Origin of the sequence: Paenibacillus sp. M2, assembly GCF_046713495.1 — a bacterium.
In the GTDB taxonomy this organism is placed as follows: Bacteria; Bacillota; Bacilli; order Paenibacillales; family Paenibacillaceae; genus Paenibacillus; species Paenibacillus amylolyticus_B.
This window is the reverse complement of the sequence record NZ_CP169648.1, coordinates 2,859,387-2,876,584: the sequence shown is the minus strand read 5'-3', so window position 1 is coordinate 2,876,584 and position 17,198 is coordinate 2,859,387. Positions and strand designations below refer to the sequence as shown.

Here is a 17,198-nt window from a genome sequence, read left to right as displayed (position 1 = left end):
ACCGTTAACCGTGATACCTCCTATTCTTCTCCATACTCCACAATGATGCTGTACTCATTCGATCGGGTTTCGCCAGCCCGTTTTTGTCCATTCCATTCATACGTGTACCGAGCAATCAAGGCTCCTTGCAGCGTCCCCGTCTTCTCAGAAGCTAACTTCGCTACATACGAGATGTTCTTTTCCGTTCCAGGCTCAATCACGCCCACATGCAGAACCCGTGGTGTGGAATACTCTGGTAAGCTCAATTGGATCTCACCCGTAGCTTGCCCAAGCCATCTGGCACCCTCAGGTAAAATGCTCCCAAGTTGTACACGCGCCGGCAAATTGCCTGTATTCCCCACACGTACCTGAAAAGTGACGGTACCTCCCTGCTCGACCAATGTGGGTGTCACTTGAACGTAAGCCTGAATTATCGGCGCTTTCAATTCGACCACAGCTTCATTAGATGTAATCATCCGCTGCACTGACCGTGAATCTGGCAATCGAAATGTATACATCAGGCTAGCATGATTCACATACCTGTAGTCATCAGGCATCGATTCATCTCGATCTGGAAGTTTCGCTTCGAACTGAATATTCAGAACCGACCGGGCTGTCAACGTCCCCAGATTAAGCCCTTTAGCCAGATTGGTTCCGGGACGTTTAACCCCATTCCAGCGCAGACTGCCTTCGACAAATGTTACACCTGTTGGCAGTACATCCAGGAGAGTTCCATCCACCGCATAACTGCTTGCATTGGAGATGGTAATATTATATTGAACGGCATCACTCAATGTGGCCGTTATTGGGAGCACACTTTTCTGCACAGAGACCTGCGGCTGTAACACTTCCAGAGTAACCTGATTGGAGTAAACCGTCTCCTGCTGTCCTGCCGAGATATATGACAGTACAGCTACACTTGATATTCCATTCGCATCGCTTCCCCCAATAACCTGAACCCGATATTGTATCCGAATTGAGCTTCCGGGCAAAATCTCTCCAAGTTGTATGCCCGTATCAGGCGTTACTTGTGGCGCAAACATTTCATCTACGATGACACTCGCTGGTATAAAAACAATTCCCTGTGGCAAAGAAATCGTTACTTGGGCATTCGTGGCTGCAATAAAACCCGGATTGCTCACGATAACGGTGTACATGACAATATCCCCTGAGAAGGTATAGATGTGATCCGCCTGAAAGGAGATCTCCAGCCGGGATGAGACCAGATTGACCTCCACGATATTGGATTGTTCCATACCCGTAACCGTTCTGCCTTCCGGTGTCAAAAACTCATAGTTTACCTGTGCCTGATTCAGCAGCTTCAGTGTCTCAGGTAAACGTAAGATTACAACTTGGAAGTGGTATCGCAACGTGGCTCCGGGCTCGATTTCAGCTGGAGGCAATCCTCTCTCCGGTGATGCTCCCGGTAACGGAATACCATCACGCAGTACACTATTGGGAAGCAGTGCCGTCTCTGCAGATAGCTGATCCAATAGGTACACTAGGGCCGGAAGATTTCCGGTGTTAACAATTTCAACATGGTAGATAAGAGACTGCCCCAAGGCAGCCTCCGTGACATTGCAGACTTTTCTGACTTCAAGCCTGGGGCCGATCCACGGTGTTACAACCGTATTCGAATAGGATACCTGTTCCAGTTCAGTCGCACCCGAGCTGAATCGAACCAGGGACTGATTCTTTAGCCAGTGGGACAACGGACCGGAAGATTGGCTCATATCACCACAACCTCTACTCTGAATGTAACCGTAACGGAAGCACCCGCAGCAATCGATCCAAGTGTGATACCTGTATTCGGATTCCCTGTTGGTCTTGGCACACCATCCACCGTAACACTTCCTGGCACAAATACTGTACCGACAGGTACCGGGTCAACCATGACCACATTATTTACCACTTCAATGCCGCTATTGGTTACTACAATCGTATAGGTGATCACATCGCCGACAACGGCATCAACCGCACTTGTGCTTTTGACAACAGTCACATTTGGTGCAGATACCGGAATCACCAGAACATTGGAGGATACCGTCCCTGTCAACAGACGGCCATCGGGTGGACTAAATGTATAGTTGGCCACCGCCTGGTTAACCAGTTGCTGATCCTGAGGCAACGAATCTACAGTCACTTCGAGGGTAACCGTTACAATAACCGTACCTCCGGACGGTATGGTACCCACAACGATACCCGTCTCCGGATTGGCACCTGGCTGTGGAACACCATCAATCAGAACACTGTTGGGAAGCAGTACGGCTCCATTCGGTATATTGTCCGTTAATGTCAAACTTACATCCAGATTCCCGCTATTGTTAATGGCAAAAGAATAGGTGATGGTGTCACCAATCGTTGCATTGGAGGTGCTCCCTGTTTTGGTTACGGCAATAATCGGCTGATAGATTGGTGTTACAACCGTATTGGAATACGCTGCTCCCGAGAAAACACCCGATGTGAAACTTACAGAAGACTGACTGCTCACTTGTGGTGGTGTTGGAAGCGTATTGACCCGCACTGCATACGATACCGCTATCGATGCTCCAGGGGCTAAACTACCAAGGGCTATGCCCAGCGCCGGGTTTGCCAAGGCCCGTGGAACGCCATCTACCAAGACGCTGCCAGCAACAAATGTGGTGGCTGGGTTAATCGGATCGGTGATCACAATGTTGTTTACCGGGTCAATTCCTTCATTGGTCACAACCATCTCGTATACGATCGTATCGCCCACCACAGCATCAATCACCGGAGTGGTCTTCACAACGCTGACATTCGGAGCAGATACTTGAATGTTGAGTGCGTTGGACGTAATCGTGCCTCCAAGTGTTCTTCCATCAGGCAATGTATACGAAAATGTAGCAGAAGCCTGATTGGTGATGGACTGGCTCAAAGGCAACGTCACAATCACAACGGAGAAGGTAACTAGAGTTGTTGTGGAAACGACACCAAGCGGAATACCCGAAGCCGGATCTGCACCTGGTGCTGAAGCCCCGTTAATAATAACGCTATTTGGAACAAGCTCTGTTCCTGCCGGAATGGTATCGGTCAACGTGACGGATGCCCCATAGTTCCCGGTATTGGAGATGGCGATGCTGTACACAACGGTATCCCCTACTGTGGCTATCGTCTGATCTCCCGTTTTGACTGCAGCCAGAATAGGTTGAAAGACCGGAGTTGTAACCGTATTGGAGAATGTGGTTGCTGAGAAAGCCCCTGATGTAAAGCTGACCGTGGACTGATTGTTTAACACTGCACTTGCCGGGAGCGCCGCGACCTGCACACTAAATACAACGGTTACCGTAACGCCAGGTGCGATGGAACCAAGCGTTATTCCCGTAGAAGGATTGGCACCAGGGCGCAGAACACCATCGACAAACACGCCGGTTGGCGCAAGAACGGTACTTGTCGGCACTGCATCTGTGAAAACCACATTGTTGACCGTTGCAATTCCGTTATTGGTTACAGCGATGCTATACGTTACGATATCACCAACTGATACCGCCGTTGAAGTTGTGGATTTGACGACATCGACATCCGGTGCCGATACGGTAATGGTCAACACATTGGATAGAACTGACTCCGTGATGTTCCGCCCATCCGGCAATGTATATGATAGAGCTACAGAAGCCTGATTCACCAGTTGTTGCGGACTTGGCAGCGTATCAACAACCACTGAAAAGGTAATGGTGGTCGTAGCTCCGGGAGCCACGTTGCCTGCGGGGATGCCCGTTGCTGGATTTCCTGCTGGCAGCGGTTGACCGTTTACAATAACGCTATTTGGAACAAGGATGGTTCCGGCTGGAAGGTTATCTGTCAGGTTAATCTGGGCTCCAAAGTTTCCCTGATTGTTCACGGTTATCGTGTAGCTGACTGTATCCCCAACGGTAGCATTTTGTGTACTGGCTGTTTTTTGTGCTGAGAGAATAGGCTGGTACACCGGAGTGACCACAGTATTTGAAAAGGTTGTGCTTGAGAATGTACCTGAGGTAAAACTGACCGTAGAGCGATTGCTCAACTGATCACTTGGCGGGATCGCGTCGACACGGATACTGAATGTGACCGTCGCGGACGTTCCGGGCCCCAATGTACCAAGGGGTACCCCACCTGCCGGATTGGCTCCGGGTTGCGCAACCCCATTCACTGTGACACTCCCTGTAACAAAGGAGGATCCAGCTGGAATCGGGTCTGAAAACTGAATATTGCTCACCGGTGCAATTCCGCTGTTGGTCACCAGAATGGAATAGGTCACCGTATCGCCTACCGTAGCCGCAGTGGAAGCTGTGCTTTTGACAACAGCGACGTTTGGTGACGAGACCGGGAACGTGAGTGTATTCGAAGTGGCTGAGCCAGTCAACGTCCGCCCATCTGGAGGTGTAAATGTAAAGGATGATGTAGCAAAGTTGCTAAGCTGCTGCGGAGATGGAAGTGAATCCACAACAACGGCAAACGTGACAACAGCTATCGCCCCCGCTGCTACAATACCTATCGGAATGCCTGCTGCTGGCGTCGCTCCTGGCTGTGGCACACCGGATACAACCACACTGTTGGGTACTAAAGTAGTCGCAGCAGGAATGGTATCTGTCAGGGTAACATTTGCCTCCAGATTGCCTGTGTTGCTGACCGTTACTGTGTATACAACCGTATCACCTACGGTCGCATTTACGGTATTTGCCGTTTTGACAAGTAAAATCTGCGGTTGTATGACCGGAGTCTGAGTGGTATTGGACGATGATGACCCTGAAAATGAACCGGATGTGAAGCTGACCGTCGACTGATTGTTAATCTGCGAAGGAATCGGCATGGTAATCGTCACCTCAAAAGTTACGGTAACCTCGGCTCCTGGAGCCAACGTACCGATTGGAATGCCGGCGGTCGGATTGGAGAGCGGGAACGAAGTCCCGTTCACAATGACACTTCCGGGTACAAATGGGGTATTCGAAGGAAGAGGATTGACATATACCACATTATTAACGGCTACTGTGCCGTTATTACGAATAACAGACGTGTATCGAATGACATCCCCGACTACGCCGTACTCTACATTGTCACTGTTGACAATCGTTACATTGGGTAGAGAGACAGGAATCGTGATGGTGTTGGATGACGAGAATCCGGCAATCGTTCTCCCACTTGGAAGCGTGTAAGCAAACGAAGCAACCGCCTGATTAATTAACTGCCTTGCATCTGGCAAACTGGTAACCGTCGCAACAAAAGTGACCGTTGCACCTGTGCCCGCAGCAATCTCTCCCAGACTGATCCCTACCTCCGGGCTGACCCCAGGTGTAGGTACGCCATTAATAATGACACTATTTGTGCTGAATACTGCTCCTGCTGGAATGGGATCTGTCAAGGTAACCGTTGCAGCTATATTACCTGTATTGTTAATTTGGATGGTGTAATTAAACGTATCTCCTACCGTCAAACTTGTTGTACTTGCTGACTTCACCACTTGAATCACTGGCAGAAATATGGGGGTATTTACCGATATGGAAGAAGAAACACCATTAAAACTGCCTGATGTAAATGCTGCATTGGCCCGGTTACTAACCAAACCTGTGGATGGAACAGAATTCACCCGGGTCTGATAGGTCACAGTTACACTGCTTGAGCTATTCAATGTACCCACTGCGATTCCCGCAACGGGGCTTGCGCTTGTAACAGCAGATCCATTAATCGTGACACTACCCGGGACAAATTCAGAGCCGGATGGTGCATCCGAAATCACCAGATTTTGGACCGCACTAATTCCGGCATTGGTTGCAATAACGGTATAGGTAAGGATGTCACCTACAGTCGCATCAGGTGTGTTTACCGTTTTGCTAATCGAAATATTAGGGGCCGATGCAGGTATTCGAACGATATTGGATTGACTTGACCCTGAGAGATTCCGTCCGCTGGGAAGCTGGTACGTATAAGTTGCGGTACCCTGATTCTCCAGTGTTGGCGGAGATGGAAGTGTACTCAGTGTTGCGCGAAATACGACCGTTGCCGTAGCACCTGGCGAGAGACTGCCCAGCGTTATACCGGTTAAGGGGCTGGTTCCCGGACGCGCAGTACCATTCACGGTTACCGAATCCGGGACAAACGTCAGCCCCGCTGGAATCGTATCGGTCACATTCACTTGAGTCGCTATGTTTCCACTGTTCGTGACTGTAAGTGTGTATGCAATCTGATCCCCCAGTGTCGCATTGGTTTGGCTTGCCGACTTGTTGATACCGACAACAGCTTGGTATACAGGGGTTGTAATGGAATTGGAGTTGGAAATGCCCGTGAACGAACCAGAGCTATAGGACACTACCGCTCGATTAACTAAAGAACCTGAAGCAGGAAGAGACTGCACATTCACCTGAAACGTCACCGTTGCAGAACTTCCGGCCGCCAATGTCCCAATAGAGATGCCACTGCTCGGATTCGCAGACGGTACGACAGTTCCCCTTACGGTTGCACTGCCAGAAACAAAGGTTGTTCCAGCAGGGAGCGCATCTGTAAGTACCACATTGTTAATCACCTGAATACCGCTGTTGGTAGTAACTATGGTGTACGTGAAGGTCTCCCCGACTGCAACATCGGTAACGGATGCTGATTTTACCGTGGTCACATTGGGCAATGTTACCGGGATCGTTAAGGTATTCGAGGCGATGTTTCCCGTGATCGTCCGACCATCAGGTGAATTAAAGGAATAAGAAGCCGTAGCCTGATCCACAAGAGTCGGCGGTGTCGGCAAGCTTGTTACAAGCACCTGAAAGGTCACGGTATTGGCACTTCCTGCCGCGAGGCTCCCCAGATTAACGCCAGTAACCGGATTGGCACCAGCAATCACATTTCCATTCAGACGAAAGCTACCTGCTACATATGAGCTACCACTTGGTATGTTATCCCTCAATGTAACGTTGGCAGCAACATTCCCTCCGTTGTTCACTTGGAGTGTATAGGTAACCAGGTCACCCACCGTGGCATTGGTGGTACTCGCCGATTTCACAACGGACAGGTTTGGCGAATAAACAGTAAGGGTGGAGTTATTGGACGGAATAACTCCCGTAATCACTGCCCCCCCTGCCACACTTTGAAATGTAAAAGCGGCATTCGCTGAATTCACCAGCTGCAATATGCTTGCATCCTGACCAATGAGCGCTCGATAGGTGACTACGATGCTGCTGGACAGGTTTAATGAACCCAGCGGAATGCCTGCGGTCACATCGAGTGTTGGGCGGGGTATCCCTGCGACCGTTACACTCCCTGGAATGAAGGTAAGCCCTGCAGGCAGTGAATCGGATAACACAACGCTGGCCGCACTGGCTGTACCTGCATTGCTGACGGTAACAGTATAGAGAACACTATCTCCCGCCACCGCGCCGGAGGCAACGGATGCCTTGGCCACTGTAATTTTGGGCGCATTGATATCCACCTGAATCGCATTGGCATTGACAATGTAGGCATCCCCCGAGGTCGTCAGCGTTAACACAGCAGAAGACTGGTTGTTAATCAGCCTGGCTGACACATCCACATTGGTGATATCCCAGCCTTGACGACCACCGACAATGTTGGAACCCGGAGCTCCGTTGATCTGATTTCGAGTTCCGAAGGTGCCCGTTGTGTTAAGCGCTCCCGTATCCCCATTGATTTGGGATGCAAAAAAGTTCGCAGCCAGATTATTGGGCCCGGACAAAGCAACCGATGTAGCTGAGGTTGGCCCGAATAATGCCTGATCTCCAGTCCGGTTCGCGTCACCTTCCTGGGCACTGAACAGCGCTCTTCCTCCGAGTACACCGGAGAGGGGGGTGGCGAATCCAGTCAATGTTGTTACGACCGGTGGTGAAGTGGATTGCACAAGTACGCCGCCTGCACGCAAAGACATGTTGCGAAAAGGGAGATTGGGATTCTGATAAATAACGCCAAGTGTCCATCCCGCATGATTGGCCGTGGAATCATTTGTAATAACTATAGTCCCTACCACTGCTCCGGTGATATATGTACCTGCTCCCCCATTTTGTACAAGTGTCGTCACATTGGCTGAACGTACATAACCTGCGGCGTTGTTACCCAGATCAAACTGATTGTAAGTCACCGGGTCAGGTGTAACACTGAATGAACCTGCAGGGGTGGTGAACGTTACCGGATTGTTGATCGCTGAGCTCAGATTGACAGTTCCATTGATATAACTTCCGCCCCAGATTAATTCCGCATACAGAACGGTACTTCCCGCAGGAAGAACAAGGATAGCAGCGGAACTGTTACTCTGATACAAGCTTGTGGTCCCCAGTGGGTAGGTGCCGTATTGGACGCTGGTGTTGGTTGTGGTAAAACCTCCAATACTATCCTGTGTTCCGGGTACTCCCGCCGTTTCTGAACGACTCAGTCCAAGCGTATTTCCTGTAAATGTAATTGCTCCCGTAGCATTAACGGTTGAACGAACGACAAGAGGAATGAAGATCACCTCCCCTTCATCAATGATTTCCTACATATGGAACGGAGCCATGTATATAGTCTATGAGTGTATTGTTGAGTTTTGTTTGTCCTCCATAAAAAGTTTGTGATAACTCGAAAATTATGTGAGTCTTGTTCTCACATAACAGTTAAATACATTTGCGTTTTGTTCATTGTGATTTATAATTATCTTATACGAGAGTAATTCTGTCGTACCATTATGATGCAGTCAGCGGTGATATATGAAAGGTTTCCATACGCACAATAGCCACATTCCAACAGAGTACGAGTTCAAACATTCCAAATGGATTCAAAAAATGCTCCATGCCTACTGGATAGTCATCATTGCACATTTCGCCATTCAGATTGGCTGTTTCCTGTTTCTGGAGTATGATCGTACACCGATAGATTTCTTGATGAATGTCCTGTTCTGGCCTACGGCCGTCAGCAGTTCATGCATTTTGTTCGCAAGTTGGGTTGATCGGCGCTTCAGTTCATATTCCTTTTACACCATGTCTATAGCCAGCACGGTTATCGCCTGGACAATTATTCATGTCAATTATGACATTCGGATTATATTAGCAATCTGTCTGTTGCCCATCTTTGCTTCGGTGCTGTTCTTCAGTAAAAAGAGAGTCTGGATTGTCTTTCTGATGCAGATGACTGGTTACTTTCTGGTTTTGTTCGATCCGGCCTACCGGTTATACCTGTCTTCATTTGACATGGTATCCATTCCTGCTTTTCTAATCCTAGGTACATATGTAGCACAGGTTATCGTAACCAGCGGCGTTGAGGTGCTTGATGATCTTCAGGCCAGCATGCTTGCCAAGCAGGACCTTATTGTGCGAAATGCCATTATGACCAAACAGTCCAAAACTGACGGTTTAACCAACCTTTATAATCAAAGCTCATTCAAGGATTATTATGAAAAAGCATTTGAGTATGCCAACAGTGGCATGAGTATGCATCTGGCCCTGATCGATATTGATGACTTCAAATCCATTAATGATACGTATGGTCATCGGGTTGGAGACATCATTCTGGAGAAAGTGTCCCTGATCATTCAGGAAACCATTACCTCAAGTGATATTGCAGCACGGTACGGAGGCGAAGAGTTCGCCTTATTGATGTTTGAGCAATCTTTCAAGCAGGCCTATGCCTTGGTGGAACAGATTCGTCAGAAGATTGCCCTGATGGGCCATCTGGAACTTGAAGGAGCTTCCATCACCGTAAGTATCGGTCTCAAAAGCTACAACCCTAATATAACCAAAGACAAATTGTTTGAGGAAGTGGATGCCTGTCTGTATGCCGCCAAACGAACAGGTAAAAATAAAACCGTAACATCACTTGACCTGACTTCGTCCTTGGCAGAGAAAATATAAATAAAAAAGTTGTGCTGTACACCGGAATCCCGGTTTGTACAACACAACTTTTTTTGGGTCTGAATATGATCAGCAGGCCGATCTTCTTCATACGTCTATGTTTTCATTCCGCCCATTCCCAGCGATGACGATTTTGCTCCAGCATCGGATGCAGGTATTCGGACGATCCGTCAATAATGAGACGCAGCTCTTTGATCCAATCCTTGAAGGAATCAAATGAAGCAAACAGATTTGCCATCTCTATCGTCAAATAAAGAAAGTGAGGGGCTGGATATTCCGCAGTGATATGACGCAGCGCGCTATCCACAGGCGTATATTTCTTTCTCTTGCCCTCAAGCCCCTCCACACGTATACGTGAAGTTGGATGTTCCCGCCGCCAATCATGCAGGCGGTCTTCTCTTTTGTAATATGCCTGTATCGTATCCTTGCTCATTCGTTTAAACGTGCTCTCGTGTAAAGGATACAGCACAAGCTGTATGAATGAACGGGTGTCTACCGTTGCAGCGGCTCGCTCGAGTTGCTTATCGGTCACATGTTCAAATGAGTCATAAAAAGTCAGTGTGCCTTTGCGGTTGGCCGCAGGTGGCTCATAACCATAAGGTACAGTTGTATATTTTCCAGACATTTCACCCCTCCTTGTCTATAGCCACATTCGTACAAAGGTGATTGGGATAACCGAGCTAATATTATTATACGCTAACGATCCTGCTTCAACTCGGAATAAAATGTCATTCTGTTCTTGCCTGCACGTTTGGACTCATACAAAGCTTCGTCCGCCATCCGGATAATCTCACTTGGATTGTCGCTGTTGGTTGGATACTCAGCACCTCCAATGCTACATCCAATTCGAATTCGCTCGTATTCGATAATAAACGGCTTGTTCAGACTTTGAATGATGGCTTCTGCATAAGCCATGGCTTCTTCCCTCGGATGACTTCCAACTGACTGAAGTACAATCAGGAATTCATCTCCGCCCAATCGGACCGTTATACCCTTCTCCTGACCAAGAGCAGACAGTCGCTGGGCCACTTTCTGTAGCAGCACATCTCCAGTCTGATGTCCAAGTGTATCGTTGACCCGTTTGAATCCATCGAGATCCAGATAGAGAAAAGTCAGCGTGTGATTTTCACTTTCAGTCTCCAGAGACTCCTCCAGATACACTTCTAGGGCAGTACGATTCGGCAGACTAGTCAACTGATCAAAATGCGCCAGATTCTGCATCACGACCAGTTCCGAGTTTTTATTCATAAGAGAGGTCAGCATATCCCGAAGCGAACGGGACAACACTTCAATCTCCTTTATCCCCTTAATCGCAGGAATTTCAAGCTCTTCCCCTGCACGCAGTCGATTTGCTACTCTGGTAAGACGCACAAGTGGGGCAGAGATCAGACGTGAGACAAACCAGCCAATCAGTGCAAATAGCACGGTAACGGCAAGTCCCGCCCACACATTAAACCACATCAGGTCAAATACAGAAGCAAAAGCAGTCGACTTGACTTGACGAATGACTACGGTCCAGCCTAATCCGGGATAATCCTGATGACCCTGGCTGTAGGCAAATCCTGTCACATATTCTTTACCATCTGGCCACTCTTCAATGGACCAGCTGCTTTTGTTGCGCTGGGCCTCTTCGATGCCGGGCAATGCCAACGGTTTACCGATCCATTCCTTCGGCCCCAACAGCACTGTACGTTCCTTTTTGCTTACGATAAAGAACTCAATGTCTTTTTCTTCCCTTTTCAATGGGGCAAGCACGGACTCTTCGACTTCCTTCGCCCATTCCCAACTTAAATGTGCAGCGAGCACACCCTGAATATGGCCCTTGCTATCCTTCAGCGGAAAACTGATATCAACAAATTGCAACGGCTCTCCCGTTGGATTCGGAAGCAGCTTGGCAAGAAGTACTGCATTATGCACATCTCCAATGAATTTACCCTTGATTCCCTCCTGATACACAGGTCGCTCTGATAAATTTTCCCCAAGCAAGATACCATCCGTGGCAGCTAACACTTTTCCCTTCGGGTCCATGAATCCAACCCATGAGAATGAGGGAAAGCTATCTTGTAACTGATCCAGCAGCATCTGAATCTCATCAGGTTGAAATCCATCTTCCAACGAAGCCATTTGGCCCAGCAGGTCCAGTTCACCCGCGCGAGCGGACATGAATCGATCCAGCTTGTCCGAAGCCTGTGAGGCCGTGCCTGTAAGCGAGTGACCAATCTCAGTCTCTACAGCAACAAATGACTTTTGGCTAAAAATAGACCCAATCGTCAGGGTAACCAGCAAGGATAACACAGCAAAGATGACTGTAAGCACAGTTCTAATTTTGAATGACATTACTTCCTCCATTACACGGTGAAACCATCTTGCTTTTCAACATAACTATGCTGCAAAGAGTACACGGAATGTCACCTAATCGTTTTCATATTTATCGGAACTTGTGTGTTTTTTTATTATACATGCCCATACAATATTATACTGAAATCTTCACCGTGTTTCTTCCATTCAAAGAATAGACACGATTCTGTATATACATACTTGGGTTATGAATATAGAGAGCAAGCATATCCTTCAAAGGATCATGCGCCTGTATGTCACAGAGAGAGTAATCGAAATACTAAACATTGGGGGTGTAATGTTGAGCCTGCTTCATGTTGCTGTTATTCTGCCTTTTGCCGCTGGCATTCTTCTTGCCATGCTGCATCGTTTCTTCCGTAAAAACCATTTGGGATGGCCGGTTCTCCTTGTCCCGGCACTATTATTTGTATACTTTGCGAGTCTCATACCCGCTGTGTCACAGCGCAATACCGTAGCCGGAAATATCCCATGGATTCCTTCACTGGACATTGGATTTAACCTTTATCTGGACGGTCTGAGCCTCATGTTGACACTGCTAATCACCGGAATTGGTGTCCTCGTTGTTCTCTACTCCATCTTCTACATGGATATGAAAGAAGCGCTGAACCGTTTCTACCTGTATCTGTTGATGTTCATGGGAGCCATGTTGGGCGTGGTGTTGTCTGATAATATGATCGTGCTCTACGGATTCTGGGAATTGACCAGTATTACGTCGTTCCTGTTGATTGCATTCCATTACAAACGTAAAGCCTCGACTTCAGGAGCACAAAAATCATTCCTGATTACGGTATTTGGCGGTTTCGCCATGCTTACCGGATTCATGATGATGTATCTCATTACCGGAACGTTCAGTATTCGTGCAACCATTGCAGGATTGGGTCAGTTTCAGGAAAGCGCACTATTTCTACCCGCACTTATCTTGATCCTGATTGGAGCTTTCACCAAGTCAGCTCAGTTCCCGTTTCATATCTGGTTGCCGGATGCAATGGAAGCTCCAACACCTGTTAGTGCCTATCTTCACTCAGCCACCATGGTCAAGGCCGGACTGTACGTTGTGGCCCGGTTTACACCGATCTTCGGTGGACAGGGACTCTGGTTCTGGCTCGTTACTGGCGTTGGTCTTCTGACTTTGTGTTATGGATCATTCCTGGCGGTGAAAAAAAACGATCTCAAAGCGATTCTCGCCTATTCGACCATCTCTCAACTTGGTCTGATCATGTCCCTGTTAGGGGTTGGATCTGCTGCTCTCTACTTCGGATATGGCGAGTCCTCTGCGATGTACACCGTGGCAATAACCGCTGCGCTGCTTCACCTGTTTAATCATGCGACCTTCAAGGCCGCTCTGTTCATGGTCGTAGGGATTGTTGATCATGAAACGGGTACACGTGACATTCGGAAGCTCGGTGGACTTGCTTCATTCATGCCAATTACATTCACCGTGGCATTGATCGGTTCACTTGCCATGGCGGGTATTCCGCCGTTCAACGGATTCCTGAGCAAGGAGTTATTCTTCCAGGCGATGGTGGAAGTCACGCATCTGCGAATCTTTGGACTTGGGTCCTGGAGTGTTCTATTGCCGGTATTCGCTTGGCTTGCAAGTGTGTTTACCCTGATCTATGCGCTTATTATCGTGTTCAAAACATTCCTCGGTCGTAGCCAAAGCGAGATCCCTGCCGAGAAGCTGCACGAAGCGCCCGCTGGTATGCTCATTCCGCCCGTTGTTCTAGGTGTTCTTGTCGTTGTATTCGGACTCTTCCCGAATCTGCTGGCCGGATCACTGATTGAACCGGCCATGGCCGCTGTGCTTCCATCCCTCTTGAATGGGAATGAGCGCTTCGATGTACATTTCTCCCTGTGGCATGGATGGACTCCGGAACTGATTATGACGATCGGAGTTGTGATTCTCGGAATCACTCTCTACAAGCTGTTGCCACGATGGAGGAATATTTATGAGCACTATCCACAAGGATTAACCATTAACAATATGTACCATGTTGTATTGGATAATCTCCAGCATTATGCACGCAAATGGACGGAAGCCTATATGAATGGCTCGGTCCGTAATTATCTGGTTTACATTTTTTCATTCACGGTCGCCTTGTTGGTCTATGCCTTCTTCCGTTCAGGAGAGAATATCACCTGGAATCTGCAGGGCAATGCACCTTTCTCATTTTATGAGGTCGTTCTGCTAGTCACGCTCATCGGTGCTGCGGTTTCAATTCCTTTTGCCAAAAACAGACTGTCGGCAGTCATTATGACGGGCGCGGTTGGTTACATCGTAACCCTGCTGTTTGTACTCTTCCGGGCGCCGGATCTGGCATTGACACAGATGATTGTTGAGACCGTATCCGTTGCATTGTTCCTGCTTTGCTTCTACCATCTGCCTGAATTGCAACGTGGCAAATCAAGCCGCAGTTATCTCACGGTAAATATGATCGTAGCGATTGCAGTCGGAGTTGTGATGACCTTTGTAGCTCTAGCTGCAAGCGGAACAGCATCACTGGATAGCATTTCTACCTTTTTCCTTCAGGAAGCGTATGAGTCTGCGGGTGGTAAAAATGTCGTGAACGTCTTATTGGTTGATTTCCGTGGCTTCGATACGTTATTGGAGATTATGGTGCTTGGCGTTGCTTCACTATCCATCTACTCCATGATTAATCTGAACCTCGAAGCAAAAGATCTGGGAGCTCGCTTGAAGTTCCGTAAGAAGGACGAAAGTCAGGATTCCGAACCTGCTCTGGATGATGAAGCGGACAATACGAAAAAGTATGGTAACCGGGAACGGAGCTCATCCTCCTGGGATACTGTACCCTTGCAGAGTAATGATGTATTGCTGCAAACGACCACCAAGGTCGTTGTGTTCATCATTCTGACATTTGCCATGCACCTGTTCTTTGCAGGACACCACAATCCGGGCGGAGGTTTTATCGGCGGCTTGGTAACAGCGGCAGCACTCGTATTGATTGCCCTGGCATTCAGTACGGATACGATACGCAAAGCGTTACCCGTTGACTTCCGTGTTCTAACAGGGATCGGATTGGGTATAGCGTTACTGACAGGTGCAGGTTCATTTATATTCGGAGTTCCATTCTTAAGCCAAACCTTCGGTTATTTCGAACTTCCTTTGCTGGGAGAAACAGAACTCGCCACGGCCATGCTGTTTGATCTTGGCGTGTATCTCGCTGTCCTGGGTGTCACCATGACCATCATTCTACAGATCGGGGAGGATCGCTGATATGGAAATATTGATGTGTGTAGCCGTTGGCATTCTGTTTGCGGTTGCCGTCTTTTTAATCTTGTCGCGGAGCCTGCTCCGAATCGTACTTGGCATGTCCATACTAACCCATGGCGTGCATCTGCTCTTGATCACCATGTCACGTCTCAAAACAGGGGCCCCACCACTGCTTGGGGAGATGGCTGAACGTTATGTCGATCCTCTTCCTCAGGCTTTGATACTAACTTCAATTGTAATTAATTTTGGACTCACTGCGTTCTTCTTTGTTCTCTCCTATCGTTCTTATCTGAAGTTAAAAACAGACGATATGGAAGAAGTAAGGGGGCGCCCATATGAATAATCTCGTCGTTCTGCCGATTCTGTTGCCTTTAATTACAGGTGTTCTGTCTCTGTTATTTTTCCGGAAAACAAATATCCAGCGGATCATTAGTGTCATTGGACTGTTGTTTACAGCAGTGGTCTCAACGATACTCATTACGCGGGTAGCTCAGACTGGAGTTCTAACGCTTAATATGGGCGGATGGGCACCTCCCTATGGCATTGTGCTAGTAGCTGACATGGTATCGGCGCTACTTGTCGTCGCCGCTTCCATCATTGCACTGGCGTGTCTGCTGTATGCGTTCCGCAGTGTGAACAAGGAGCGAGAAGAACATCACTTCTATCCGTTCTTCCATTTTCTGATTGCAGGAGTTAACGGTTCATTCCTAACCGGAGATTTGTTCAACCTATTTGTTTGCTTTGAACTGATGCTCATCTCTTCCTATGCACTGATTGTATTGGGTGGCACGGAAAGACAGCTTCGGGAAACGATTAAATATGTCTTGATTAACATCGTTTCTTCAGCTCTTTTTGTCGCTTCCATCGGCTTCCTCTACTCCATAACTGGCACATTGAACATGGCAGACTTGTCCGTCAAAATTGCTGAAGTGGGACAGAGCGGAGTCATTACCTTAATTGCCGTTCTCTTTCTGATCGTATTTAGCATCAAGGCCGGGCTGTTCCTGTTCTTCTGGTTGTCGGGCTCTTATGCGGCACCACCTGCCGTCGTCACTGCATTGTTCGCAGGATTGCTTACCAAGGTTGGCTTGTACGCGATTGTGCGAACATTCACACTGATCTTCTATCATGATCCTGATTTCTTCCATACCCTGATCGGATGGATGGCTGGTGCTACGATGGTCCTTGGTGTCATCGGTGCGATCTCCTACCGCGATGTGAACAAAATTCTCATCTACAACGTGGTCGCAGGTGTAGGTTTTGTCGCTTTTGGTATGGCTTCGGCCAGTCGTCCTGCGCTGGAAGGTCTGCTCTTCTACATGCTGCATGACATGTTGATCAAAACATTGCTCTTCCTTCTCGGCGGAGCCTTGATTGCGGTTGCCGGAACATCCAAACTGGACAACATGGGCGGGCTGATCCATCGCTATCCGCTGCTCGGCTGGATGTTTTTCATTAGTGCACTTGCCTTGGCGGGCTTGCCTCCATTCAGTGGTTTTCCGGGGAAGTTGCTTCTCTTTGAAGGTGGCTTGCAGGCAGGCTTGTATGGTCTGACCGGCATTGCGGTGCTCTCCAGCTTATTAATGTTATATTCGGTACTGCGCATCTTCATACAAGCGTTCTGGGGTGAACCGCCTGCCGGGGTTGTAAGACGCCCTTACGCGGTGAACGGTCTGCTGATTCCTGCCGGAATTCTGTTTGTATTCATCATCGTAATGGGTGTGGGGGCTGAAGGCATGTTCCAATTGACCTCCCGCGCAGGCGATATTCTACTGCATCCCAATATTTATATTGATGCCGTATTGAAGGAGTAGATG

Annotated in this window: 8 protein-coding genes; 4 read left to right on the top strand and 4 right to left on the bottom strand. The window is 48.3% G+C overall.

The features are described from left to right. Nucleotides 1–20: 20 nt before the first annotated feature. Together ACETMN_RS13380 and ACETMN_RS13375 are read right to left on the bottom strand one after the other, a co-directional pair. On the bottom strand, nt 21–1,712 hold the full coding sequence (locus ACETMN_RS13380) for a DUF11 domain-containing protein (protein WP_091016864.1): 1,692 nt from the start codon (nt 1,710–1,712) through the stop codon (nt 21–23). Then, on the bottom strand, nt 1,709–8,419 hold the full coding sequence (locus ACETMN_RS13375) for an isopeptide-forming domain-containing fimbrial protein (RefSeq protein WP_411736232.1): 6,711 nt from the start codon (nt 8,417–8,419) through the stop codon (nt 1,709–1,711). The genes ACETMN_RS13380 and ACETMN_RS13375 overlap by 4 nt, the downstream gene beginning before the upstream one ends. 232 nt (nt 8,420–8,651) lie before the next feature. Between ACETMN_RS13375 and ACETMN_RS13370 the strand changes: the two genes are divergently transcribed. Further along, nucleotides 8,652–9,791: a GGDEF domain-containing protein gene (locus ACETMN_RS13370; RefSeq protein WP_091016867.1), complete on the top strand. Its 1,140-nt coding sequence runs from the start codon at nt 8,652–8,654 to the stop codon at nt 9,789–9,791. A gap of 103 nt (nt 9,792–9,894) precedes the next feature. On the opposite strand, the gene ACETMN_RS13365 is transcribed toward ACETMN_RS13370, so the two are convergent. Then, nucleotides 9,895–10,416, bottom strand: a complete 522-nt coding sequence (locus ACETMN_RS13365) for a hypothetical protein (protein ID WP_091016869.1) — start codon at nt 10,414–10,416, stop codon at nt 9,895–9,897. A 71-nt stretch (nt 10,417–10,487) separates the two neighbouring features. Next, nucleotides 10,488–12,128 (bottom strand): diguanylate cyclase domain-containing protein, encoded by a 1,641-nt coding sequence (locus ACETMN_RS13360; protein ID WP_091016871.1) that lies wholly within the window; start codon nt 12,126–12,128, stop codon nt 10,488–10,490. Nucleotides 12,129–12,429: 301 nt separating this feature from the next. Here ACETMN_RS13360 and ACETMN_RS13355 point away from each other — a divergent pair, with 301 nt between their 5' ends. Genes ACETMN_RS13355 through ACETMN_RS13345 form a run of 3 tightly spaced genes read left to right on the top strand, consistent with a single transcriptional unit; the run spans nt 12,430 to nt 17,195 of the window. After that, entirely contained in the window at nt 12,430–15,384 is a 2,955-nt protein-coding gene (locus tag ACETMN_RS13355) for a Na+/H+ antiporter subunit A (RefSeq protein WP_105598477.1), read from the top strand. A gap of 1 nt (nt 15,385) precedes the next feature. Continuing rightward, nucleotides 15,386–15,724, top strand: coding sequence for a Na(+)/H(+) antiporter subunit C (locus ACETMN_RS13350; protein ID WP_036670645.1), 339 nt, complete (start codon nt 15,386–15,388; stop codon nt 15,722–15,724). After that, entirely contained in the window at nt 15,717–17,195 is a 1,479-nt protein-coding gene (locus ACETMN_RS13345) for a Na+/H+ antiporter subunit D (protein ID WP_105598384.1), read from the top strand. The genes ACETMN_RS13350 and ACETMN_RS13345 overlap by 8 nt, the downstream gene beginning before the upstream one ends. The last annotated feature ends 3 nt before the right edge of the window (nt 17,196–17,198 follow it).